This window comes from Promicromonospora sp. AC04, assembly GCF_003058225.1.
Lineage (GTDB): Bacteria > Actinomycetota > Actinomycetes > Actinomycetales > Cellulomonadaceae > Promicromonospora.
In genome coordinates this window covers 379,770-403,170 of the sequence record NZ_QBUG01000004.1, presented here as the reverse complement: position 1 = coordinate 403,170, position 23,401 = coordinate 379,770, and the positions used below count along the sequence as shown (strand labels likewise).

23 protein-coding genes and 1 pseudogene are annotated in these 23,401 nt (G+C 72.5%); 15 read left to right on the top strand and 9 right to left on the bottom strand.

What is annotated here, in order from left to right; translation table 11 throughout:
* Positions 1-217: 217 nt before the first annotated feature.
* From C8K30_RS13420 to C8K30_RS13405, 4 genes are all read right to left on the bottom strand, one after another.
* The gene (locus tag C8K30_RS13420; protein ID WP_108493396.1) at positions 218-1,333 is read right to left on the bottom strand and encodes a bifunctional 2-methylcitrate synthase/citrate synthase; all 1,116 of its coding nucleotides are present in this window, start codon (positions 1,331-1,333) and stop codon (positions 218-220) included.
* Between the two features lie 31 nt (positions 1,334-1,364).
* Positions 1,365-2,270: a methylisocitrate lyase gene (gene prpB, locus C8K30_RS13415; protein WP_108493395.1), complete on the bottom strand. Its 906-nt coding sequence runs from the start codon at positions 2,268-2,270 to the stop codon at positions 1,365-1,367.
* Complete coding sequence (locus C8K30_RS13410) at positions 2,270-3,835, bottom strand: MmgE/PrpD family protein (protein ID WP_108493394.1); 1,566 nt, start codon at positions 3,833-3,835, stop codon at positions 2,270-2,272. Before C8K30_RS13410 ends, prpB begins: the two co-directional genes overlap by 1 nt.
* 193 nt (positions 3,836-4,028) lie before the next feature.
* On the bottom strand, positions 4,029-4,589 hold the full coding sequence (locus C8K30_RS13405; RefSeq protein ID WP_108493393.1) for a hypothetical protein: 561 nt from the start codon (positions 4,587-4,589) through the stop codon (positions 4,029-4,031).
* A gap of 115 nt (positions 4,590-4,704) precedes the next feature.
* Here C8K30_RS13405 and nth point away from each other — a divergent pair, with 115 nt between their 5' ends.
* Positions 4,705-5,493 carry an endonuclease III gene (gene nth / locus C8K30_RS13400; RefSeq protein ID WP_108493392.1) on the top strand — a complete coding sequence of 263 codons (789 nt, stop codon included), beginning with the start codon at positions 4,705-4,707 and terminating at the stop codon, positions 5,491-5,493.
* A 2-nt stretch (positions 5,494-5,495) separates the two neighbouring features.
* On the opposite strand, the gene C8K30_RS13395 is transcribed toward nth, so the two are convergent.
* Positions 5,496-6,455, bottom strand: a complete 960-nt coding sequence (locus tag C8K30_RS13395) for an alpha/beta fold hydrolase (protein WP_108493391.1) — start codon at positions 6,453-6,455, stop codon at positions 5,496-5,498.
* Positions 6,456-6,708: 253 nt separating this feature from the next.
* Positions 6,709-7,404, bottom strand: a pseudogene (locus C8K30_RS13390) (winged-helix domain-containing protein); the annotation flags it as partial.
* 276 nt (positions 7,405-7,680) lie between these two features.
* Between C8K30_RS13390 and C8K30_RS13385 the strand changes: the two are divergent.
* From C8K30_RS13385 to C8K30_RS13375, 3 genes are all read left to right on the top strand, one after another.
* Positions 7,681-8,421: a hypothetical protein gene (locus tag C8K30_RS13385; protein ID WP_108493389.1), complete on the top strand. Its 741-nt coding sequence runs from the start codon at positions 7,681-7,683 to the stop codon at positions 8,419-8,421.
* 318 nt (positions 8,422-8,739) lie between these two features.
* Positions 8,740-8,925, top strand: coding sequence for a hypothetical protein (locus tag C8K30_RS30310; RefSeq protein WP_132235493.1), 186 nt, complete (start codon positions 8,740-8,742; stop codon positions 8,923-8,925).
* The gene (locus C8K30_RS13375) at positions 8,922-9,362 is read left to right on the top strand and encodes a DUF4395 domain-containing protein (protein ID WP_108493387.1); all 441 of its coding nucleotides are present in this window, start codon (positions 8,922-8,924) and stop codon (positions 9,360-9,362) included. Before C8K30_RS30310 ends, C8K30_RS13375 begins: the two co-directional genes overlap by 4 nt.
* Positions 9,363-9,381: 19 nt before the next feature.
* Here C8K30_RS13375 and C8K30_RS13370 read toward each other — a convergent pair whose 3' ends face one another.
* Positions 9,382-9,741, bottom strand: a complete 360-nt coding sequence (locus C8K30_RS13370) for a DsrE family protein (RefSeq protein ID WP_108493386.1) — start codon at positions 9,739-9,741, stop codon at positions 9,382-9,384.
* A 152-nt stretch (positions 9,742-9,893) separates the two neighbouring features.
* On the opposite strand from C8K30_RS13370, the gene C8K30_RS13365 reads away from it, so the two are divergent.
* From C8K30_RS13365 to dtd, 10 genes are all read left to right on the top strand, one after another.
* Positions 9,894-10,517 (top strand): FABP family protein, encoded by a 624-nt coding sequence (locus C8K30_RS13365; RefSeq protein ID WP_108493385.1) that lies wholly within the window; start codon positions 9,894-9,896, stop codon positions 10,515-10,517.
* Between the two features lie 53 nt (positions 10,518-10,570).
* Entirely contained in the window at positions 10,571-11,722 is a 1,152-nt protein-coding gene (locus C8K30_RS13360; protein ID WP_108493384.1) for a folate-binding protein YgfZ, read from the top strand.
* 102 nt (positions 11,723-11,824) lie between these two features.
* A complete protein-coding gene (locus C8K30_RS13355; protein ID WP_369939962.1) occupies positions 11,825-12,940 on the top strand; it encodes an aromatic acid exporter family protein in 1,116 nt (371 codons plus the stop codon).
* Between the two features lie 202 nt (positions 12,941-13,142).
* On the top strand, positions 13,143-13,520 hold the full coding sequence (locus C8K30_RS13350; RefSeq protein WP_108493383.1) for a PadR family transcriptional regulator: 378 nt from the start codon (positions 13,143-13,145) through the stop codon (positions 13,518-13,520).
* Positions 13,520-14,425, top strand: coding sequence for a permease prefix domain 1-containing protein (locus tag C8K30_RS13345; RefSeq protein ID WP_108493382.1), 906 nt, complete (start codon positions 13,520-13,522; stop codon positions 14,423-14,425). The genes C8K30_RS13350 and C8K30_RS13345 overlap by 1 nt, the downstream gene beginning before the upstream one ends.
* A gap of 184 nt (positions 14,426-14,609) precedes the next feature.
* On the top strand, positions 14,610-15,434 hold the full coding sequence (locus C8K30_RS13340) for an ABC transporter ATP-binding protein (RefSeq protein ID WP_108493381.1): 825 nt from the start codon (positions 14,610-14,612) through the stop codon (positions 15,432-15,434).
* Positions 15,431-16,210: an ABC transporter permease gene (locus C8K30_RS13335; RefSeq protein WP_108493380.1), complete on the top strand. Its 780-nt coding sequence runs from the start codon at positions 15,431-15,433 to the stop codon at positions 16,208-16,210. The genes C8K30_RS13340 and C8K30_RS13335 overlap by 4 nt, the downstream gene beginning before the upstream one ends.
* An 86-nt stretch (positions 16,211-16,296) precedes the next feature.
* Entirely contained in the window at positions 16,297-16,623 is a 327-nt protein-coding gene (locus C8K30_RS13330; protein ID WP_108493379.1) for a DUF2516 family protein, read from the top strand.
* A 68-nt stretch (positions 16,624-16,691) separates the two neighbouring features.
* Positions 16,692-17,711 carry an asparaginase gene (locus C8K30_RS13325; protein ID WP_108493559.1) on the top strand — a complete coding sequence of 340 codons (1,020 nt, stop codon included), beginning with the start codon at positions 16,692-16,694 and terminating at the stop codon, positions 17,709-17,711.
* Positions 17,708-18,133: a D-aminoacyl-tRNA deacylase gene (dtd, locus tag C8K30_RS13320; protein ID WP_108493378.1), complete on the top strand. Its 426-nt coding sequence runs from the start codon at positions 17,708-17,710 to the stop codon at positions 18,131-18,133. The genes C8K30_RS13325 and dtd overlap by 4 nt, the downstream gene beginning before the upstream one ends.
* 31 nt (positions 18,134-18,164) lie before the next feature.
* Here the strand turns inward: dtd and C8K30_RS13315 are convergent, their stop codons facing one another.
* Both C8K30_RS13315 and C8K30_RS13310 read right to left on the bottom strand, forming a co-directional pair.
* On the bottom strand, positions 18,165-20,303 hold the full coding sequence (locus tag C8K30_RS13315; RefSeq protein ID WP_146197463.1) for a helix-turn-helix transcriptional regulator: 2,139 nt from the start codon (positions 20,301-20,303) through the stop codon (positions 18,165-18,167).
* Positions 20,304-20,736: 433 nt separating this feature from the next.
* Positions 20,737-22,191 (bottom strand): aldehyde dehydrogenase family protein, encoded by a 1,455-nt coding sequence (locus tag C8K30_RS13310; RefSeq protein ID WP_108493376.1) that lies wholly within the window; start codon positions 22,189-22,191, stop codon positions 20,737-20,739.
* Positions 22,192-22,330: 139 nt separating this feature from the next.
* Between C8K30_RS13310 and C8K30_RS13305 the strand changes: the two genes are divergently transcribed.
* On the top strand, positions 22,331-23,305 hold the full coding sequence (locus tag C8K30_RS13305; RefSeq protein WP_108493375.1) for an AraC family transcriptional regulator: 975 nt from the start codon (positions 22,331-22,333) through the stop codon (positions 23,303-23,305).
* The last annotated feature ends 96 nt before the right edge of the window (positions 23,306-23,401 follow it).

Here is a 23,401-nt window from a genome sequence, read left to right as displayed (position 1 = left end):
ACTTTCGTCCATCAGTCTTTTCCACCTCTCAGTCTGCCTCAATGTCACGAGATTGCCGGGTCATCGGTGTCTCTCGTGGCGTCCGCGTGGCGTGCAGCCCGACGTTTTCGTCCGCTTCATGCAGGATGCCAGTCCTTGCCCGGTGCGTAGTAGGACGCCCGTCCATGAATCCTAGGGGTGTCACCTGGGACCTTGGAACGGGCGTCCTGGGAACTTGTCAGGGAACCTCGCGCTGCTCCGGCCCCACGTACTCGCACACCGGCCGGATCAGGGAGTTGGCGGCGCGCTGTTCCATGACGTGCGCGGTCCAGCCCGTGATGCGGGACGCCACGAACAGCGGCGTGAAGATGTTCGTGTCGAACCCGATCAGGTGGTAGGCCGGGCCCGCCGGGTAGTCGAGGTTCGGCTTGATGTTCTTGGCCGCGCCCATGGCGTTCTCGAGGGTGTCGTACAGGTCGAGCACCTCGGTCTGCCCGTAGTGCTGGGCGAGGTCGCCCAGCACGGCCCGCATGGTCGGCACGCGGGAGTCGCCGTGCTTGTAGACCCGGTGGCCGAACCCCATGATCTTCTTCTTGTGCGCCAGCGCGTCGTCCAGCCACGCCTGGGCCTTGTCGGCCGTGCCGATCTCCTCGAAGGTGGCCTGCACTGCCTCGTTCGCGCCGCCGTGCAGCGGGCCCTTGAGGGCGCCGATGGCGCCCGTGACTGCCGAGTGCAGGTCGGCGAGCGTCGAGGTGATGACGCGCGCGGTGAACGTGGACGCGTTGAACGAGTGCTCCGCGTACAGGACCATCGAGGCCTCGAAGGCCTGCACGACGGCGGGCTCCGCCTCCTCGCCGAACGTCATCCACAGGAAGTTCGCGGAGTAGCCGAGGTCCTCGCGCGGGTGCACGAGCTCCTGGCCGCGACGGCGGCGCTGGTCCAGCGCGACGACCGAGGGCAGGACCGCCCACAGCCGCAGCGCCTTTGCGAGCTCCGCCTCGACCGAGGAGTCCTCCGCCTGCGGGTCGTGTGCGCCAAGGATCGAGACCGCGGTGCGGCACACGTCCATGGGGTGGCAGTCGGTGGGCAGCTCGAGGATCGCGTCGCGGATGTTGTCGGGCAGCTCGCGATGCACGCGCTCGGTCGCCGTCTGCGCCGACAGCTGCGCCGGCGTCGGCAGGTCGCCGTGCCACAGCAGGTAGGCGACCTCCTCGAACGTCTTCTTGGCGGCCAGCTCCTGCACCGGATAGCCCCGGTACAGCAGCGAGTTGGTCTCCGGGTTGACCTTCGAGATCGCCGACGTGTCGGCGACGACGCCGGCCAGACCCTTGCGGATCTCCGTGGTCTCGGTCATGCGCACTCCTTCGTGTCCTGGCATTACGAGGTCAGGGCTTGTAGGTGAAGACGTCTCTGTCGAAGTGGTTGTAGGCCGCGTAGTCGGTGAGCTCGTAGAGCCGTGCGCGGGTCTGCATCTGGGGCACCAGGGCGTCCTGGGTGCCCGACGCCGAGATCTCGTCCAGCGCCCGTTCCGCGGCACCCATCGCTATGCGCAGCAGGGTGACGGGGTAGATCACGAGCTGCGCCCCGGCGTCGTGCAGCTGCTTGGCGGTGAAGAGCTCGGACTTGCCGAACTCCGTCATGTTGGCGAGCACGGGGACGTCCAGGGCCGAGGCGACGGCCTCGAACTCCGCGAGGTCCTTCATCGCCTCGGGGAAGATCGCGTCCGCCCCGGCACCGGCCAGGGCCTTGGCGCGGTCGACAGCGAGCCGTAGGCCGCGCTCGCCCGGTTCCGTGCCGCGCACGTCGGTGCGCGCCATGATGAGGAAGTCGGGGTCGCGGCGGCCGTCGACGGCGGCCCGGATGCGCCGGACGGCGTCGCCGAGCCCGACGACCTCCTTGCCGTCCAGGTGGCCGCAGCGCTTGGGGTTGACCTGGTCCTCGATGTGGATGCCGGCCACGCCGGCGTCCTCCATGGTCTGGACCGTGCGGGCCACGTTCATGGGCTCGCCGAACCCGGTGTCGGCGTCGGCCAGGACCGGCAGGTCGGTGACGCGGGCGATCTGCCCGGCCCGGCCGGCCACCTCGGTGAGGGTGGTCAGGCCGATGTCGGGCAGGCCGAGGTCCGCGGAGAGCACGGCGCCGGAGACGTAGACGCCGTCGAATCCCTTGTCCTGGATCAGCTTGGCGCTCAGCGGGTTGAACGCCCCCGGGAGCCGCAGGATGTCCGGACCGGCGAGGGCCTCGCGGAACGCGCGGCGCTTGGCCGCGGCGGTGAGGTGGGAGTAGAGCATCAGGCCTCCCAGGTCTCGACCGGCTCGGCCACCGAGGTGCGCCCCAGCTCGAAGAGGCCCGTCGGGGCCTTGACGGTCTCCAGCACTCCGGGAGCCGCGATGATCGTGAGCTCGCGGACCTCGGCGGGCGTGAGCTCGGGCAGACGCTCGGCGAGGCCGAGGAAGCGCTCGATCTCGGCGTCCTGCAGGACGCCCGCGGCCAGGGTGCGGAACTTCTCGACGTAGTTCGCGCGGGCGAACGGGCGGGCGCCCAGGGGGTGGGCGTCGGCGACGGCGATCTCCCGGGTCACCGTCCGGCCGTCCGTGAGAGTGATCTCGACGCGGCCGCCGAACGCCTTCTCAGCAGGGTCGGTCGAGTGGTAGCGGCGGGTCCACTCCGGGTCCTCGGCGGTGGTGACCTTGCGCCACAGCGCCACGGTATCGGGACGCTGCGCGCGCTCGGGGGCGTAGGAGTCCACGTGGTGCCAGCCGCCGTCCTGCAGCGCGACCGTGAAGATGTAGGGGACCGAGTGGTCGAGCGTCTCGCGCGACGCCGTCGGGTCGTACTTCTGCGGGTCGTTCGCGCCCGAGCCGATCACGTAGTGCGTGTGGTGGCTGGTGTGCAGCACGATCGCGGCGATGTTCGCCGGGTCCCGTAGCTCCGGGCGCTCGTTGCCCAGCGCGCGCGCCATGTCGATGATCGCCTGCGCCTGGTACTCCGCGGAGTGCTCCTTGGTGTACGTGTCGAGGATGCCGGTCCGGGCCTCGCCGGGCTCGGGCAGCACGACGTCGTAGGCGGCGCCGGGCCCGTCCAAGAGCCAGGCGACCACGCCGTCCTCGCCCTCGTAGATCGGCTCGGGGGAGGTCTGGCCGCGCATCGCGCGGTCCACGGCCTCGATCGCGAGCTTGCCCGCGAAGGCCGGGGCGTGTGCCTTCCACGTCGAGATCTGGCCCTTGCGGCTCTGCCGCGTCGCCGTGGTGGTGTGCAGGGCCTGGCCGATCGCCTGGAACACCGTCTCGGTGTCCAGGCCCAGCAGCGTGCCGATGCCGGCCGCCGCCGACGGGCCGAGGTGGGCCACGTGGTCGATCTTGTGCTTGTGCAGGCTGATCGTGCGGACCAGGTCCACCTGGATCTCGTAGCCGGTGACGATGCCCCGCACCAGGTCCCGGCCGGCGCGGCCGGCGTGCTGGGCCACCGCGAGGATCGGCGGGATGTTGTCGCCCGGGTGGGAGTACTCGGCCGCGAGGAACGTGTCGTGGAAGTCGAGCTCCCGCACGGCGACGCCGTTGGCCCACGCTGCCCACTCGGGGCTGCTCGTCGCCTCCGGAGCCAGGCCGAAGACCGTGGCGCCGGGCGTGTACGGGTGCGCCTGAGCCTGCGACCGGGCGGCGACGGCAGGCCCGCGCGTGAGGCTGGCAGCCGCGACGGAGGCGTTGTCGATCACGCGGTTGATCACCATGTCGGTGACCTCGGCGGTGGGCTCGACGGCGTCCGTGGCGAGCTCCGCGAGCTTCCAGGCGAGCTGGTCGGTGCGCTTCAGCGGCTCGGCGGACGGGTAGACGCGGAGGTGGTGCGTGTACGGCATGGTGACTCTTCCTCGATTCACGTGGACCGTCGTGTGGTCCGGGGTGCTGCCCGGACCGTGGGGTGGGGCATCGGGTGTGCCCGCACGGCTCGTGGACGGCATGTGCGCCCTCGACCTTCTCATACTCCGCGTCCTAGGTACACGAGCTCAACCCGAAGGCGGAAGACCGACGCCGGGGGAGCGGATCTCCCGCTCAGCCGCGTGCCCCCTGAGCGTCCTCCAGGTCCGTGAGCTCGTCCAGCAGGTCCTCGATGATCGAGTCCTCGTCGTCGAAGGTAAGCCACCAGTCGCAGAAGGCGCGGCCGTGCTCCAGCAGTACCGCGTCGTAGAGGGCAGCAGGATCCTCGACCGGCGTCAGCCCGAAGGTGCGCTCGAGCCAGCTGATGTAGGCGTCCCGGGCGGGGACGTCGTCCGCGTCATCAGCGTCGTCGACGGCGAGCAGCCGGAAGAACTCACGCATGTTGCCTGCGGCGATGTACAGGTCGCCCTCGTCGCCGCAGAAGATCACCGGCACTGTGGCGAGGTCTGCCCGGTCTTCGCGCCTCCACAGTGCATAGAAGGAGCCGGAGTGGTTGGCCTGGGCGAACGGGATGAGCCCGTCGCGCATCTCGGTAGGTGCGTCGGAGCCGAGGGAGGAGACGTCGCCGTACTCGAACAGCTCGAAACCGTCGGAGAAGGCCTCGGGGTAGACGTTCTCCTCGAACTCCTTGAGGCGGTTGAGCTCTGGTATGGGGGAGTAGGTGCTGCTGCTCACGAGGACTCCGTGGGTATGAGGCGGGCAGGTGCAAGGCCGTCAACATATCGACCGGGTCTGACAGTGGTTTCCGGCCCAACGGCTGAATGTCAGTGGGGATGGCTAGTGTGGCGACGTGACCGTCAGTGAGCGCGAGCCCGAGCGTCAATCAGAGAATGTCTCCAAGAGCGCGCCGGAGAGCCGGCTGGCGCTCGTGCGCCGGGCGCGGCGGATCAACCGCGAGCTGGCGGTGACCTATCCGGACGCCCGGGCCGAGCTGGACTTCACGACGCCGCTGGAGCTGCTGATCGCGACGGTGCTCAGCGCGCAGACCACCGACGTCCGCGTCAACCAGACCACGCCGGAGCTGTTCGTGATGTACCCGGACGCCCAGGCGTACGCGGAGGCGGACCCGGAGGAGCTCGAGGAGATCCTGCGGCCGCTCGGCTTCTTCCGCGCCAAGGCGCGGGCCGTGATCGGCCTGGGCAAGGCGCTGGTCGACCGGTACGACGGCGAGGTCCCGGGGCTGCTGAAGGACCTGGTCACCCTGCCCGGCGTCGGGCGCAAGACGGCGAACGTGGTGCTCGGCAACGCGTTCGGTGTCCCGGGAATCACTGTGGACACCCACTTCGGGCGGCTGGCGCGCCGGCTGGGCCTCACCACCGACGAGGACCCGGTGAAGGTCGAGGCCGAGGTGGGCGAGCTCTTTCCGAAGAAGGAGTGGACCATGCTCAGCCACCACCTCGTGTGGCACGGGCGGCGGGTGTGCCTCGCGCGTACCCCGGCGTGCGGGGCGTGCAGCATCTCGCACCTGTGCCCGTCGTACGGGGCGGGCGAGACGGACCCCGACAAGGCGGCGAAGCTGGTGCGCCCGGCGCCGGAGCGTTCGGCGCTGGCGGGACTGCCCCTCATCGCGCCGAAGTAGCTCTACTTCGGTGGAGGGCTCACCCGGGAGAGCCAGCTGAGCAGGATCTGGCTCACCTCGTCCGGGGCTTCCTCCGGGAGGAAGTGTCCGGCGCCCGGGATCAGCTCGTAGCGCAGGTCGGGAGCGAGAGCCATGGCGTCGAGATCGGCGCGCTCGGGCCGCACGATCCCGTCCTTGCCGCCCTGGACCTGCAGCGCGGGGATGCCGAGCGGAGCGCGTAGCGCGACGCCGAATCGCCGCCCGTCCATCCGGGGTGTCGACCTCACGGCCCAGCGCAGCGCCTCGGCGGCGGAGTGCGCGGCGAACGGGATCCGCATGACCTTCTTGTAGAGCTCCACCACGTCGTCGGGCAGCGGGGCGGCAGCGCCCAGCGTGAGGATGCGCTCCACGAGGTCACCCTGGGCCAGTGCGCGCTCCGGCAGCGTCGGGACCTGCAGGTACGCGAGCTCGCGCAGCGCGGCCGTCGTGAGCGCGGCTCGACCGCTCAGGCGCATCCTGGCCGGGTGCGGGCTGGCGAGGGCGGCGACGGCCGCCGTCGTGCCGGGGTGGAGCGCAGCCACCGCCCAGGCGAGCGTGCCGCCCGTGCCGTGCCCCACGACCACCGCGCGTTCGCGCCCCAGGGAGCGCACGACACCCGCGACGTCGGCCGCGCGCGTAGGCACCGCGTAGCCCGACGGCGGCTTGTCCGACCCGCCCGCACCGCGCACGTCCATCGCGGCGACGCGGTAGCCGGCGTCAGCGAGGGCGGGGATCTGCGCACGCCAGGCCCACCAGAACTGGGGGTAGCCGTGCAGCAGGAGCACCAGGGGAGCGGAGCGGGTCTCGGGGCCGGCGACCGCAACGTGGAAGCGTGAACCACCCGACGAGACGAGCTCGTGTTGCCACGGCCCTTCGACGAGTGCGCACGTGAAATCGCTGGTGGCTGCCGTGCGGACGGCCGGTCTGGCCGAAAGTGCGGTCACAGGTACGAACCTACGCGCTCGGTGCCTTGTCTGCGCGGCGCTCGGTGCCTGTCTACGCGACGCTCAGTGCCTGTCTACGCGACGCTCAGTGGCCCGTCTGCGCCACTCGCTTCCCGGTGGGGCCCCCGCTGGAGTCGTCAGTGGGCTTCGCGTCCGACGCCTCAGCGCCGTTCGCCGCGCCCGGGGCCACGACGTCGCTCGTCGTGCTGCCGGTCGGCGAAGAGCCGACCGGTGAGCCGACGGGCGCCACCGCAGGCGTGTCCTCGACCGGACGCTCCTTGGGCGGGTCGAACCGGTAGCCGACGTTGCGCACCGTACCGATGAGCTGCTCGTGCTCGGGACCGAGCTTGGCGCGCAACCGCCGCACGTGGACGTCGACGGTGCGCGTGCCCCCGTAGTAGTCGTAGCCCCAGACCTCCTGCAGCAGCTGGGCGCGCGTGAACACGCGGCCCGGGTGCTGCACCAGGTACTTGAGGAGCTCGAACTCCTTGTAGGTGAGGTCGATGGGGCGGCCGCGGAGCCGGGCGGTGTACCCGCCGGCGTCGATCGCGAGCTCACCCGCGGAGATCTCCTGCTGCGACTCCTCGGCGGGGCCGCGCGCCGAGCGCTCGACCACGAGACGGAGGCGGGCCTCGACCTCGGCGGGCGAGGCGGACTCCAGCAGCAGGTCATCGGCCCCCCACTCGTGGGTCACGACCGTGAGGCCGCCCTCGGTGAGGATCAGCACGAGCGGCACCGTGAGGCCCGTGGCGTGCAGCAGCCGGCAGGTGGTGCGGGCCGCGACGAGATCGCGGCGGGCGTCCAGCAGGACGACGTCCGCATCCGGGGCATCAACAAGCGCCGAGGGCTCCATCGGGAGCACCCGCACCCGATGGGACAGCAGTCCCAGTGCGGGCAGCACCTCGGCCGACCCGCCGGTGGCGGGTGTGAGGATCAACAGCTCTGCCATTGACGCACCTCCTCTCGGAACCGGCGTCTCGCTACCGTCCCTGGCTCGGGTCTCGCTGAAGCGAGACGTCCCGTCGCGTCCAACTGGCTTTGCGGAAGTCTGCCCTGTTGCTTGTTGCGTGCATGTTACACGCCCTTTTCCTGAGCACCACCATGCTGGTCAGGACCCGTGACGTTCGCATGACGCGAGTGTTGCTCGTCTCGCTCGGACGCGGGATTCAGGGCGTGCAGGGCTCCGATTGAGGGAACACGGACTCTCTCTGGAAAACTCTGAGTCGTGTCCGTCTCCAGCCGCGCCGTGACGACCGCTGCGCTCGCAGCCCTCGTCGCCGCAGCGTCATACGTCCAGCCTCGGCCCCTGCCCGTCGTGGCGGCGGTCGTGGTCCTGGTGGTTCTCGTCGCGCTGGGCTGGCCGTCGATGCTGCGGCTGCCCGCGCCGGGAAGCACGCGCGTGGTCGTGGCGCTCTGCGGGATCGGCGGTGCGGCGGCTACCTATCTGACCGAGGGTGAACCCGTGCTGCGCCACCTGCCGATGGTGCTGGCGGGCGCCGTGGTGCTCGCGTTCATCGCGCAGATGCTGCGCCGCGACGGGCGGCCCCAGCTCACCGAGTCCGTGTCGGGCACAGTGGCCGGCGTCGTCGCGGCGATCGCGGCCTCCGGCTGGATCGCTGCCGCCCGGTCCGACGCCGGCGCCGCGCTCGTCGTGACGAGCGCCGTCGCGCTGGCGGTCGCCGCGGCCGTGTCCGCGCTGCCGGTGCGCGGCTGGGTGGCGCTGGGGATCTCCGCGATCGCCGCCGTGGTGGTGGGCGGCGCGGCCGGGACGCTGCTGCCGAACATCGACACCGTGAGCGGTCTCTGGTGCGGTCTCGTCGCGGGTCTCGTCGTGGGCGCGCTGCACCTGCTGCTGGAACGGCTGCCCGCCCGCCGTGCGCGCCTGGCCGGGCTCGCGGCGAGCGCGCTGCCCGTCGCGGTGTGCGGCATCTTCGTGTTCGTCGTGGGCCGGATGGTCATTCTCTGAGATACCGCAGGTGAGGACTTGTCTGGACGAGCAAGTCACGGCATCGTGGGCTGAATGTTGGGACAGGTGATAGCGCTGGTGGTGCTCGTGCTGGGTACTGCCGCACTCGGAGTGTGGTGGTCGGCACGTCAAGGTGCTGTGCGCGCACCCCGGGAAACGCCCGTCGGAATCGACTGGGCGTCGTCCGGGATCGCACTCGCGGACCGAGTGACATTCGTGCAGTTCTCGGCCGAGGTGTGTGCCGCTTGCCGGTCCACGTCACGTGTTCTCGGGGGGCTTACCGGGTCGAGCTCCGGCGTCGGGCACCGAGAGGTGCTCGTGGACGACCACCTCGACCTCGTCCGCACGCTCGGCGTGCTCCGGACGCCCACGGTGCTCGTGGTCGACGGCGGTGGGCGCGAGGTGGCTCGCATGAGCGGCGTGGTGTCCGACACCCAGGCACGACAGGCGCTGAGCCGGGTTTCGACCGCGGGGGTCGAACTGGACGGGGAGAGGCAGTCATGAGTGTGAGCAAGGGGATCGACCCGCGCGGGCCGCGCGTTGGGGCGAGCATCACGGCGGTGCTGCTGGCAGCCGTGGTGCTGCTCGGCGCGAGCACCGCCGGGCTGTGGCTGCTGACGTTCATCATGCTGAGCTTCCTGCTCGGCACGGTGCGCGGCGCCGAGGGCTCGTGGCAGGGCATGGTGTTCAAGCGCTTCGTGCGGCCGCGGCTGAGCCCGCCCGCGGAGATGGAGGACCGGCGTCCGCCCCGCTTCGCGCAGGGCATCGGCCTCTTCGTCACCGGGGTGGGCGTGATCCTCGGCTTCTCCGGGGTGCTCCTGGCGGTGCCGATCGCGGCCGGGGTGGCGTTCATCGCCGCAGCGCTCAACGCCGTCATCGGACTGTGCCTCGGGTGCGAGCTCTACCTGCTGCTGCGCCGCACGGGCCTGGTCCGCGCCTGAACGCCACCAGGCGTACCGGTCAGTAGACCAGGGCCTGGGCGCCCTCCCGCAGGATCTCCTCCGTGAACAGCGCCGAGCCCGCGATGCGGATGCCGGGCAGCACGTCCGCCTCGGTGATGTCGCGGCGCGCGGCGCACTGGGTGCAGAGCGTGACGGTTCCAGCGGACAGGACTGCCTCGATCAGGTCGGGCAGGGGCGTCGCGTGCTCGAGCACCAGGTCGGCTGCCCGGCCGGGCAGCGCGAACCACGCGGACTCACCGGTGAGCCAGAGGCTCACCTCGGCCCCGGACGCCACAGCGGCGGCGGCGACGGTGAACGCCTGGTTGGTGGCCTCGGGCCGGTCCAGGCCTGCAGTGGTCTTGATCACGAGCTGGCGCATGCCGCTGACTCTAAGCCGTGGCCGGTTAGGATCGGCACCATGTCGATCCATGCCCTTGAGCTCATCTTCACCGGCCTCATCGTCGCGGTCGCCGTCGCGGTCGCCTGGTTCGCCGGCTACGTCGTCTACAAGCTGTACACCGGCCAGCGCTGATGACGTTCACGTTCCCTGACGGCCTCTCGCCCGAGGTCTATCCGCTGGCCTGGCTGGTGGGCCGGTGGCGCGGCGAGGGTGTGATCGACTACCCCGGTATCGGCAAGAAGACCTTCGTGCAGGACCTGGTCTTCGACCACGACGGCGGCCCGTACCTGCGGTTCGAGTCCACGCTGCGGGTGCTCGAGGGCGTCGTCCCGGACAAGCTGCCCGACGACGGCGCGTGGCCCGCCCCCGTCCCGGACCCGACCGAGGCCGAGGCCGAGGCCCTGGCCGCCGCCGAGGCGCCCGACGTAACCACGGCGGGCACCGTCTGGTCCACCGAGACCGGCTACTGGCGCGTGTCCACGGACCGCCCCGACGGGCTCGAGGACGACAAGCACACTCTCGAGGTGCTCGTGGCGGACGCCTCGGGGCGCATCGCGGTCTACATCGGCGCCGCGGGCAACGGGCGGATCGACCTGGCGTCGGACGCGATAGCGCGCACGTCGACGGCGTCCGAGGTGCGGGCGTCGAAGCGGCTGTACGGCCTGGTGCAGGGCCGCCTGCTGTGGGTGGAGGAGCTCGCCGCGTTCGGCGAGCCGCTGCGCTCGTACGCGTCGGCGGAGCTGGACCGGCAGTGAGAACGCGGGCGGGGAATGCCTCGCCCGCCCACAACGCTGCACCTGAGGTGAGCATGGATTACGAGAGCCCCCTGTTGCGCCGGCACGGCGCTGTTGCCGCCGCCGGCCCCGACGCCGGCGTCGCCTGGCACTACGGCGACCCGACCGCCGAGCAGCGCGCGCTGTCGCGCGGCGGGGCGGTGGTCGACCAGTCCCACCTCGGGATCGTCCGGGTCGCCGGACCCGACCGGCTGAGCTGGCTGCACTCGATCACCTCGCAGCAGCTCGAGGGCCTGGCGCCCCGGACCAGCACGGAGCTGCTCGTCCTGTCGCCGCAGGGCCACATCGAGCATGCGGCGGGCGTGGTGGACGACGGCGAGGCCACGTGGCTGATCACCGAGCGCGAGTCGGCCCCGGGCCTGGCCGGCTGGCTCGACCGCATGAAGTTCATGCTGCGCGTCGAGATCACGGACGCCACCGACCAGTGGGCGGCGATCGGCGAGCCCGTGGCCGCGGAGGGTGCTGAAGGCGAGCCGGTGACCTGGCACGACGCGTGGCCGAACGTGGTCGGGGGCGGCACACGCTACGGGCCGGCCGAGGCCGAGCACCCCGGCGCGCAGCGCCCCTGGCGGCTCGTGCTGGTGCCCCGCGCCGACCTGGAGGCCGAGGTCGCGGCCCGCGAGTCCGCCGGCTGGCCGCTCGCCGGCACCTGGGCCACGGAGGCCCTGCGGGTCGAGGCGTGGCGCCCGCGGTACGCGCGCGAGGTCGACGACCGCACCATCCCGCACGAGCTGGACTGGCTGCGCACCGCCGTCCACATCAACAAGGGCTGCTACCGGGGCCAGGAGACGGTCGCGCGTGTGCACAACCTCGGCCGCCCGCCCCGCCGGCTGGTCATGCTGCACCTCGACGGTTCGCAGCACCTTCTCCCGGAGGCGGGCGCGGAGGTGCGCCTTCCGGCGTCGGACGGCGGAGAGGGGAAGGTCGTCGGGACGCTCACCTCGATTGCGCGCCACCACGAGCTGGGGCCGATCGGCCTCGCCGTGCTGAAGCGCAACGTCCCGGAGGACACGGAGCTCATGGTGACCGGCGAGATCTCGGGCCAGGGTATCGAGGTGTCGGCGGCGCAGGAGATCGTGGTCCCGGGCGACGGCATGTCCGTCGACCGCCCGGAGGCGCACGGCCCGCTGACCCGCGGCCTCCGCGGCCCGGCCAGCCTGATCTGACCCAGCCGCCCCGTTGAGTGCGGGATCTTTGCCCTTCTGGCACACAGAAAGGGGCGAAGATCCCGCACTCAGCCGTTGGCGGGCGGATGCGAGGATGCCCTCGTGACCTCACTGCCCGGCCCCGCCGACGAGATGTGGCGCAAGGCCATGCGCACGCTCATGCTGCGCACCCGGCTGCGGCAGGGCTGGACACGCGCGCGGGCGAGCCTGATCCCGATCGCGCAGGCGTCGCTCGCTGCCGGGGCCGCTTACCTGGTCGCGCGCTACGTGCTGGGGCACGAGCAGCCCTTCTTCGCGCCGGTCGCGGCCTGGGTCCTGCTCGGCTTCACCGCGCAGCGGGACGTCCGCAGGGTGTCCGAGCTGGCAGTGGGTGTGGCCGTCGGCGTCGCCATGGGCGACCTGATAGTGCACCTGATCGGGTCGGGCTGGTGGCAGCTCAGCCTGGTGCTGTTCATCTCCGCGATCGCCGCCCGGTTCATCGACCGGGGCACCCTGCTGGTCACGCAGGCGGGCGTGCAGGCGATCATCGTGGTGGGCCTGCCCTCGGTCTCCGGCGGGCCGCTCGGCCGGTGGACCGACGCCCTGACCGGCGGCGCGATCGCCCTGCTCGTCGCGCTGCTCACGCCGGGCGACACCCGGCGCCGTCCGCGGGCGCTCGCCGAGCAGGCGGTGACCGAGCTCGCCGAGACCCTGGAGACGCTCGCCCGCGGCCTGCGCTCGCGCGACCTGGACGACGTCGGCGCCGCCCTCGTGCGCGGCCGTGCCTCGGAGCCGGTGCTCGCCGAGTGGCAGGAGGCCGCGCGCGACGCCCGCGAGCTGGCCCGGATCTCCGTGGGGCGGATACATCGCGGTGAGCTCGCCCGGCTGGAGGGGCAGGCGGTGCTCGTCGACCGGACCATGCGGTCGGTGCGGGTCCTCGCCCGCCGCGTGCTCCCCGTGCTGGACGGGGACCACGACGTCGAGCCGGTGGCCGGGCTGGTCGAGGCCTTCGCGTCGGGCGTGCGGCTCCTCGCGTCCGACGTCGGCTCCGGGGGTGACGGCACGCGCGGACGCGAGGTGCTGACCACCGTGGCCGCCCAGGTGGACCCCCGGACAGTGGGCGAGGGCGACTGGCAGGTGCAGTCGCTGGTGATGCTGCTGCGGTCGCCGGTGGTGGACGCGCTGGAGGCCGCGGGAGCCTCCCCGGGCGAGGCCCGCGAGGCCCTCCCGGAGCTGTAGTCCCCGGCCGGCTGCGCGGGCTCCACCGACTGCCGACTGCAGACTTCTTAACCACTCCGGATGCCGACTGCAGAGTTGGCAGCGGATACAGGGCACCCATCCGCAACCAAGTCTGCAGTCAGCGATCTGGTCCGCGATGAAGTCTGCACTCGGTCGCAGGGTGTTGTGGTCTAGTAGTTGATCAGATACAGTACTAGGCGTGATGCAGAGAGCGAGCGACTCGACGCCGGACGGCGGGGCGGATGCCTTCGCCGCCGATCTCCTGCGCGGGCACACCGACACGATCGTGCTCGGCGTGCTGCGCGGCCGGGACCGGTACGGGTTCGAGATCTACAAGGCGATCCGCGACGCGACCGGCGGCGACTACGAGATCAAGGAGGCCACGCTCTACGCGGCCTACCGGCGGCTCGTGAAGGACGGCCTGGTCGAGGCCTACTGGGGCGACGAGTCCCAGGGCGGACGCCGCAAGTACTACCGCATCACCGACGCCGGCCGGGCCGTGTACCGGCGCAACGTGGACGCGTGGGTGGTCACGCGGCGCACCATCGACTCCCTCCTCGACCTGAAAGGTTCCCGGTGATGGACACCTCCGTGCACCGCCTCCTGGACGAGGCCTTCGCCGGCCTCGCGATGACCCCCGACGTGCAGGACCTCAAGGAGGAGATCCGCGCGAACCTCCTGGACCGCGTGGCGGAGCTGACCGCGAGCGGCGTCGAGCCGGACGATGCCGCCCGGCGCGCCGTGGACGAGCTCGGCGACGTGCGCGCGCTCGTCGAGGAGGCCTCAGGCCCGACGACGGCCGGCGCCGCACCTACCGCGCCGTCCGCCGCGGAGCTGATGGCTCACAACCGCGTTCCGCGCAAGCCGTCGTACGTGGCGGTCGTCGTGCTCATCTCGATCGTGCTGGCCGCGAGCGTCGTCGGGACTGTCTTCGCTGCGGTCGGCCTCGCGGACCGGGACATCGGGCTCGGGCTGCCGACCGGGGTCGCGCTGGTTGCCGGGGCCGCGCTCGGCTGGGTGGTGGGCGCGTCGCTTGCCCAGGAGACGACGACCAACCACCCGATGCCCGCCGGCCGCTCGGCGCTGTTCGGCATCGGGTGGGGCCTGGTGCTGGTCGGCTGCCTGCTCGCTGTCGTGCACCTCTTCGGCGCCCAGTACATGTGGTTCGCCGTGGACGGGCTGGCGCTCGTGGCCGGCGTGGTGTTGCTGTCCTACTTGGCCGCGACCACGACCAACAGGAAGAAGCAGTGGGCTGTCGCCGAAGCGCGTCGACATGTCGAGGCGGGTAACCGCTTCGAGGAGGACCCGACGGCGGCTGCGCGATTCGGCATCTACACCATCGTCGTGTGGGCGGTGACTGCCGCCGCGTTCCTTGCGGTCGGGTTCACGGTGAACTGGTTGTGGGCGTTGCTCCCGGTCTTGCTCGGTTTCGCCTCGCAGATGCTGATCCTCGCCCAGATGCTGTTCGGCGCCGACCGGCGCTGAGATCGTCCCGACGCCGGCTGCCACCGCCGTCGGGCAGAAGGAAGCAGAAGAGAAGCAGACAAAGGAAAGGCCCCCGGGCGACTGCCATCGCCCGGGGACCGCAATCCGAGCCCGGTGCGTGACCGGACGCGAGACGCACTCCCAGCCTACGGGTGCGCGCGGGGCTCCCCACCGAGGGAGAAGCATGTCCACCGTACGAACACAGGCGGCCACGGCCGCCGAACCAGGGACGGGACCGGCGATCGAGGTCGCCGGCCTGACCAAGACCTACCGCTCGCGCGGCCGCGTGGTCCGCGCGCTCGACGGCCTCGACCTCCGTGTCGAGCCCGGTACCGTCCTGGGCCTGCTCGGCCCCAACGGGGCCGGGAAGTCCACCACCGTCAAGATCCTGGCCACGCTGTCCGCGCCCGACGCCGGCACGGCGCGCGTCGCGGGGCACGACGTCGTCCGCGACCCTGCCGTCGTGCGCCGGGCCATCGGGTACGTGGCCCAGAAGCCGGTCTGCGACCCGATGGACACCGGGCACGAGAACCTGGTGCTGGCCGGGCGGATCCAGGGCCTGTCCCGCCGCGCGGCTCGGGCCCGGGCCGCCGAGCTCCTCGAGCGGTTCGGGCTCACCGAGGCCGCCGGGCGGCTGGTCCGCACCTACTCGGGCGGCATGGCGCGCAAGCTGGACGTCGCGATCGGGCTGGTCCACCGGCCGCAGGTGCTGTTCCTGGACGAGCCCACCACGGGCCTGGACCCCGAGGCGCGCGCCGACCTCTGGGCCGAGATCGAGACGATGGCGCGGGGTGAGCGCATGACCGTGCTGCTCACCACCCACTACCTGGACGAGGCCGACCGGCTCGCCGACCAGGTGGTCATCGTCGACCAGGGCCGCGTGGTCGTCAGCGGCACGCCCGACGAGCTCAAGGACCGGCTCCAGAGCGACGGTGCTGCCCGGCCGAGCCTGGACGACGTGTACCTGCACCACACCGGCCGGGTGTTCGACGAGAGGGGTGCGGCATGAGCGCCGTCGTGCACGCCGGGCTGCTGACCGCCCGGGCCTACCGGGGGACCGTACGGATCCCCGTGTTCGCGGTGATGAACCTGGTCCAGCCCATGATCTGGCTGCTGCTGTTCGGGCAGCTGTTCCGCAGCGTGGTCGAGATCCCCGGGTTCGCCGCGCCGGGCGACTCGTACCTGGAGTTCATCGCGCCGGGCGTGGTGATGATGACGGCGATGTTCGGCGCCGCGTGGGCCGGCACGTCCTTCGTCCAGGACATGGACCGCGGCGTGATGGACCGGCTGCTCGCCTCGCCGGCCAGCCGCGCGGCCATGCTCGTCTCGACCATGGCCTGGTACGCCGTGATCGCCGTCGTGCAGGGCCTGGTCGTTCTGGCCGTGGCCTGGCTGGGCGGCGCGCGGTTCGACGGCGGCCCGCTCGGTATCGCCGTGCTGTTCGCCGCGGTGGTGCTGCTCACCTGCCTGTTCGCCGCGATGTCCAACGCGTTCGCGCTGCTGGCGCGGTCGCAGGAGGCGCTGATCGGGCTGTCGCAGCTCATCGTGCTGCCCCTGATGTTCCTGTCGTCGGCGGTGATGGACACGCGGCTGTCCGCGGGCTGGGTGGCCGACGCCGCCCGGTTCAACCCGTTCGACTGGGCGGTCGTGGCCGGTCGGGAGGCGCTCACCGGCTCCGCCGACTGGGGCCTGGTGGGCAGCAGGCTCGGCCTGCTCGCCGCGGCGGTGCTGGTCATGACGTGGCTGGCGACCGGCGCCTTCCGGGCCTACCGGGCGTCCGCCTGAGGCATCTGGCGGCGGAGCGGGCCGTGCTCCGCTCCGCCGTCGTCGGACCAGGCGATCCGCAGCCCGGGTTGCCGTAGGCTCGTCCCGTGTTCGGAGCTCTCCAACAGTTCGTCTTCATCGTGCTGGGCGTCATCGTCTTCGCGGTCCAGGTCATCGCCCTGGTCGACGCGATCCGTCGTCCTGCCCACGCCTACAAGACCGAGGGCAAGCTCTCGAAGCCGATCTGGCTTGCGATCCTCGGTGCCGCTGCCGTCTTCGGCCTGCTGGGGCTGCCGCCGAGCTACATCACGGCGGGCTCCTTCCTCAACGTGATCGCGGTGGCCCCGGCCATCGTCTACTGGGCCGACGTGCGCCCCCGCCTCCAGCCGTACGGCACGGGCAACAAGCCGCGCGGCCCCCAGGGCGGATGGTGACAGCGCACCAGGCGCCCGCACGGACGGCCTCGCCGATCGCCCGGACCGGCCGGCCGTCGTCGGGCGCCGTGCTCGACGACGCCGCGCCGCTGGCCGAGGTGATCCGCGGCGACCTCGTGGAGTCGGTGCACCTGGGACACCTCGTGGTGCTCGACCCGTCCGGCCGGCCCGTGGTCCAGGTCGGCAACCCCACCACCCCGATCTGGCCGCGGTCGTCCCTCAAGCCGGTGCAGCTGGTCGCGATGCTGCGGGCCGGCCTGGAGCTGCCGGACCGCCTCCTGGCGCTGGCCGCTGCGAGCCACAACGGCGAGCAGTTCCACCTGGAGGGTGTGCTGCAGATCCTCGGCTCCGTCGGCCTGGGCTCCGGCGCGCTGCGGAACACGCCCGACCTGCCGCTGTACCCGCAGGCCGCGCTCGAGTGGCACATGGCGCCGCACGACGGCGGGCCGGGTCCGGCATCGCTCGCGCAGAACTGCTCGGGCAAGCACGCGGCGATGCTCGCGACCTGCCTCACGCAGGGCTGGGACATCGAGACGTACCTGTCGTCCGAGCACCCGCTGCAGCGGGCGATCCGCAACACGATCCTGGAGCTGACGGGCGACGCCGAGGTGGTCATGCACACCACCGTCGACGGCTGCGGCGCGCCCCTGTTCTCCACGACGCTGCTCGGCCTGGCGCGCGCGTTCTCGATCCTGGGGGCCGCGCCGACGGTCGACGTCCGCTCGCACGAGGCACGCGTCGGCCGCGCGGTCTCGGCGCACCCCGACATGGTGGGCGGCACCGACCGCGACGTCACGCTCGCGATGCAGGCCGTGCCCGGCCTGGTCGCGAAGGACGGCGCCGAGGGCGTCTACGCCGCCGGCCTGCCCGACGGCTCCGCGCTCGCCTTCAAGGTGCTCGACGGCTCCGCCCGGTCCCGTCCGGCGATCCTCGCCGCCGCCCTGCGCGCCGCGGGCGCGGCCGGACTGCCGGGCGTGTACCCGGGCGGGCTGGACGGGCTGGGCCGCGTGCCGGTGCTCGGCGGCGGCCGGCCGGTCGGGGAGGTCCGGGCCGTCTTCGCCGACGCGTACAGCGACGGCCGCCGATGAGGGCGGTGCTCCAGCGCGTCACCCGCGCGTCGGTGGTGGTCGACGGCGAGGTGGTGGGCGCCATCGACAAGCCCGGCGTCCTGGCGCTGGTCGGCGTCACGCACGACGACGGGCCCGCCCAGGTCGAGACCATCGCCCGCAAGATCGCCGACCTGCGGATCCTGCACGACGAGAAGTCGGTGGCCGACGTCGGCGCGCCGGTGCTCGTCGTCAGCCAGTTCACGCTCTACGGCGACGCCCGCAAGGGGCGCCGCCCGACGTGGAACCAGGCGGCGCCCGGGCCGGTCGCCGAACCTCTCGTGGACGCCGTCGTCGCCGCGCTGCGGGAGCGCGGCCTGACGGTCGAGACCGGGCGGTTCGGCGCCGACATGCAGGTCGAGCTGGTCAACGACGGCCCGGTGACGATCCTCCTGGAGGCGTGAGGCCGGCGCCGGACCGGCGCCGGCCAGCGGCTCAACCCCGGAGCGCCAGCACCGCGAGCTCGGTGCGGGAGCGCACCCCGAGCTTGCGGAAGACCCGCCCCAGGTGCACCTCCACGGTGCGGACCGAGACGTAGAGGCTCGCGGCGACCTGCCGGTTCGTCCGGCCCTGCACCACGAGCCGCGCGACGTCGAGCTCCCGTTCGGTGAGCAGGTCGGTCCACTGCCCGCACAGCTCCTCCCCGGCGTCGACGACCGCCGCTCCTGACGGCTCGCCCGGTGCCTCGGTCGGGCTCGGACGGGCTCGGCCAGCGGCGTCGGCGGCCCGGCCGGCGGTGTCGGCAGCGCGACCGGCGGTCTCGCCGGCCGAGCCCGCCGCGCCGCGGCCCGCGGGCTCGCGCACGAAGCCCGGCGTCTTCAGCGCCTGCTCGGCGATGTGCTCCCAGGCCCTCGCGCCGGACTCCTCGAACAGCTCGTGGGCGCCGAGCAGGTGCGCGGCGGCGTCGCCGGGCAGGCCCAGCCGGGCGAAGGAACGGGCGGCGACCAGCTCCGTGAGGCCACGCTCGAACGTCGAGCCCACGCGGAGCGACGCCTCGACGGCCCGCTCGCGGGCCCTGTTCACCCCGGAGGCGTCGGCGAGGGCGAGCTCGGCACGGGCCAGGTCGAGCCGGCGGCGTCGTATCGGCCCGCCGGAGAAACCCGCGCCGCCGGAGCTGGCGGAGCCCCCGGGCACGCCGGTCCCGGCGTGCCCGCTCCCGGACAGCCCGGACTGCCCGCCCCCGGACCCGCCGGGCCCGCCCGAGTAGCCGCTCGCGTCCGAGCCCACGGACGGCAGCACGCGGAGCCGCAGGCGTTCGTGCGAGCGGCGGGCCGCCCGGTCCTGGCCGGCGAGCACCAGCAGCTCCACCGGGTCGGGCGTGGGCAGCCAGAGGCGGCGCAGCTCGTCGCCGCCGCGCTCGGCCGCGAGCCCGAGCAGGGTCGCGGCCTCGACCCAGCGGCCGTCGAACACGGCGGTCTGGGCGCGGTCGCCGAGCGTGGCCGCACGCACCACCGGCGCGACCTGCCCGGGCACCGACGCCTCGAGAGCAACGGTCGGCCGGCTCAGGTGCCCGTCCCGGACCAGGTCGAGCCGGCGCGCGAGCGCTATCCCGAGCCCGCCGAAGGCGAGGGCCACGGGGAGGCGTTCGACGGCGTCGTCGAGCACCGAGGCCGCCTCGGTGATGTTGCCGAGGCGCAGCGCCAGGTACGACTGCGCCACCCGCAGGTGCGCCTCCGCGAGCGGGGTCATCGCCTCGTCCGGGCCGTCGAACCACCAGCCGGCGGTGCGCGCGGGGGCCAGGTCCGCGACGTCGGACAGGATGGTGGCCGCCTCGCCGGGTGCGCCGTCGAGCAATCGCATCGTCTTGCGGGCGGCGGCGATCGCCGCGCGGTCGGGTCCCGTGGCGTCCTCGGGGACGACGGCGTCGGGCCGGCCGTCCAGGAGGGACAGCGCGATGCCGAGCGAGCGGGCGGCGTCGGGCACGCCGACGGCGGACGAGCCGCTGACGGAGGGATTGGTGGCCCGGCGGAGGTACACGACGGCGTCGTGGACGTGCCCTGCCCACAGCGATGCCCGGCCGGCCACCGCAAAGGCGCGCGCCCGCACCCTGTCCGTGCCGTGGCTCGCTGCCTCGCGGGCGACCTCGTGCGCGCGGTGGACGTCGCCGCGGGTGAGGTGCTGCTCGGCGAGCTCGACCAGGCCGTCGGCGAGCAGGGGATCACCCGCGAGCGTGCTCAGGGCCGTGTGCCACATGGCGACGAGCGGCTCGTCGGCCTTGCGGTGCACCTCCGCCAGCGCGACGTGGGCGGCGGTGCGGGAGGCGAGGTCGGCGTCGTCGTGCACCACTGAGCGGATGCGCGGATGGTGGAACCGGAACCGGCCGCCAACCAGGTGCAGGTGGCGGCCGGCGGGGCCGGCCATGAGGGTGTCGATGTCTGTGCCCGACGCGGCGAGCAGTACTTCGGTGCGGTCCACCACGGCGACGGCGGCGACGAGCAGCACGCGGCGCGCGTCGTCGTCGAGGCCGAGCGGGCCTACGGCCTCTCGGACCGCACGTGCGGCAGGCAGCGGGTCCGGCATCAGCGCCGTCCCGACCAGATGCTCGTCGTCGAGCATCCGGGCTGTCTGGTCCACACATCCAGGTTCGTCACCCACCACTCGCGTGAGCTCGCACGCGACGTTGGGCGCCACGGTGCGGTCACCGAGGGAGAGCGGAAAAACGACTTGCTGCGGCAGCGCGGTCATCGTCGAGCCTCCCGGATTCGTTCACGGTGCTCGCAAGTATGACCGTCTCACGTTTCACCCGCATCAACCTGGGCCTGCGACTTTTGCTGCGATATGGCGCAACGCCTGGGACCCTGCCCTGGCACGGACCAACGATGTACCTGATACCGCAAGAGGTTGTTTCGGCGCCAAAGGTTTTGCGCCGAAACAACCACGCGCGGTTGGTCGCCCTCCACTACGTAGTCCCACCGAGTGGATATCCCTTATGTCCTGTTAACGCAGGTTTCCTAACTTTTGCCGGAATGCTAATCCTGCCGTCGCGGGCGCGGGAAGCGGGGCATCTTCAGAACGGATAGCGCTGGATCCGGGACTGCACGGTGACCCACTGGGTCTCCGTGAACGCCTCGATATTGGCCTCGTGGCCGCCGAACCGGGCGCCTGTCCCGGACGCGCCGGTGCCGCCGAACGGGGCGGGCGCCTCGTCGTCCACGGTCTGGTCGTTGATGTGCAGGACGCCGCTGTCGATGCGGTCACCCAGCTCGAACGCCCCGAACGTGTCGCCGCTGAGGACCGCCACCGACAGGCCGTACTCGGTGGCGTTGACCAGGTCGATCGCATCGGAGACGTCGCCGAACCGCAGTACCGGGGCCACCGGCCCGAAGATCTCCTCCGCGAACGCGCGGTGCTCCGGCCGGACGCCCGACAGCACCGTTGGCCGGTAGAACAGGCCGTCGAACGTGCCGCCGGCCTCGAGCGTCGCGCCGGCCGCCACGGTGTCCGTGACAATCCCGTGCACCTTGTCGCGCTGGTTCGCGTCGATGAGCGGGCCGAGCGGGCAGCCCGTCGCGGGGTCGCCCACCGGGATCGCCGCCGCCTTCTCGGCCAGCAGCCCCACGTACTCGTCGTAGACGTCCTCGTGCACCAGGTGCCGCCCGGTGGTCATGCAGATCTGGCCCTGGTGCAGGAATGACCCCCAGGCGCCGGCGGAAGCGGCGGCGGCCACGTCGACGTCGGGCAGCACGACGAGCGCGTTGTTACCGCCGAGCTCCAGGTGCGCCCGCTTGAGCAGGCGCCCGGCCGTCGCGCCGATCACGCGGCCGGCCGCGGTGGAGCCCGTGAACGAGATGACGGGGACCCGCGGATGCTCGACCAGCGCCGCGCCCGCCGTCGCCCCGCCCGGCACCACGCCGAACACGCCCGCCGGGACGCCCGCCTCCTCCAGCACGGCCGCGAGGAACAGGCCGCCGGCCACCGAGGTGCGCGGGTCGGGCTTGAGCACCACCGCGTTGCCGAGGGCGAGGGCGGGCGCGACGGAGCGCATCGCGAGGATGCCGGGAAAGTTGAACGGTGCGATGACGCCGACCACTCCCACGGGGCGGCGTCGGGCCAGCGACAGCCGGGGGTGGCCGGACGCCAGGAGCTGCCCGTACGGCATCGTGGCCGTGCCCGCCGCGAGGTGGAGCTCGGCCGTGACCAGGCCCAGCTCGAACGCTGCCTTGCCCTGGCCGGACCCGGCCTCCTTGACCAGCCAGTCGACGAACGCGTCCTGGTGCGTCTCCAGCACCGCCGCCGCCTTGCGCAGGACCGCCGCCCGCTCCTCGGCGGGGCGGCCCGCCCAGTCGCGCTGCGCCTCCGCTGCCAGCACGGCGGCCCGGTCGACGTCGGCCGCCGTGCCCTCGGCGACCGTGGCCAGCCGCTCGCCGGTGGCGGGGGAGATCACCTCCGCGGTGCCGCCCGTCGTGACCCAGCCGCCGATGTATGCGCGGCCGTCCCAGCCCGCCTGATCGAAGAACGCCATCGTTCCGCCTCCCTGTGAAGGTGCCTCGTCGGGACGCTAACACCGCCCGCACCTGCCGCCGTCGGCGTTTTGTGCACTACGATCCCCAGCACCGAGAGCGCTCCCGGGAACGGGGCGGGCACGTGCATGGAGGCACACGGTGGCGGTACTCGAGGTCGAGAGCGCGGACGCGTGGGAAGACGTCGTCAGCAGCTGCTTCGTGCCCCTGAACTGCCTCGGGTTCGAGTCCGCCTTCCACGGCCGGATGGAGCACGCGGCCCTGGACGCCGGGCTGTCCGTGTCGCTCGTGACGACGTCCGGCACCAGTGCCGAGCGGTCCTCCCGCCTCGCTGCGCACGCCGGGAGCGACGACCTGCATCTCTCCCTGCAGCGCTCCGCGACCGGGCTGGTGTGTGCGGGCGGGCAGCGTGTCGCCGTCCGGAGCGGGTCCGTCTCCGTCTACGCGACCGACGCGCCCTACTACCTCGACTACTCCTCGCCGGGTCAGCAGCAGCTCATCGTGCAGGTCTCGCGATCCTCCCTCGGCCTGCCGCGCGACCTGCTGGACGCGGCCCGACGCCGGCTCGCGGTGCCTGGCTCGGCCGCGGCTCGGACTCTGTTCGGGTTCGTGGCTGGGCAGGTGCCGAGCCTGGGCCGGGACGGTCCGGTCCGGGAGGGTCCGGTCGCCGGCCTGACGGTGCCCGACCTCCCCGGCGTCGCCCGGGACCTCGCCGTCGCCATGCTCCGCTCCTCCTTCGCGACGGCGCCCGTGCTGCCCGAGACGCCGGACGGCCTGCGGGTGACCGTCCTCGACTTCGTGCGGGCGAACGCGGCCGACCCGACGCTCGACGTCGACGGGATCGCCCGGCGGCACTACGTGTCGCGGCGTCGGCTCTACGACCTGTTCGAGGCGCTGGGCACCACACCGGGGGAGCACCTGCGCACGGTCCGGCTGCGTGCAGCGGCCGAGCGGCTGGCGGACCCGGTCGACGCACGGACCGTCGCCGACATCGCCTACGCCTGCGGGTTCGACGACGCGACGACGTTCACCCGGGCCTTCCGCCGGGCATACGCGGTCACGCCGCGGGACTTCCGGGCGTCGGCGTTTTGTGCAGCGAACCTGGCGGCACCTTGAACCCGCACCTGGCCGCGCCTACGTTCTCGCCCACGCCGGCAACGACGTCGGCGTGGGCGATGCCGTCGTCGCCGACGGCGACGAGAGGGGCGTGTG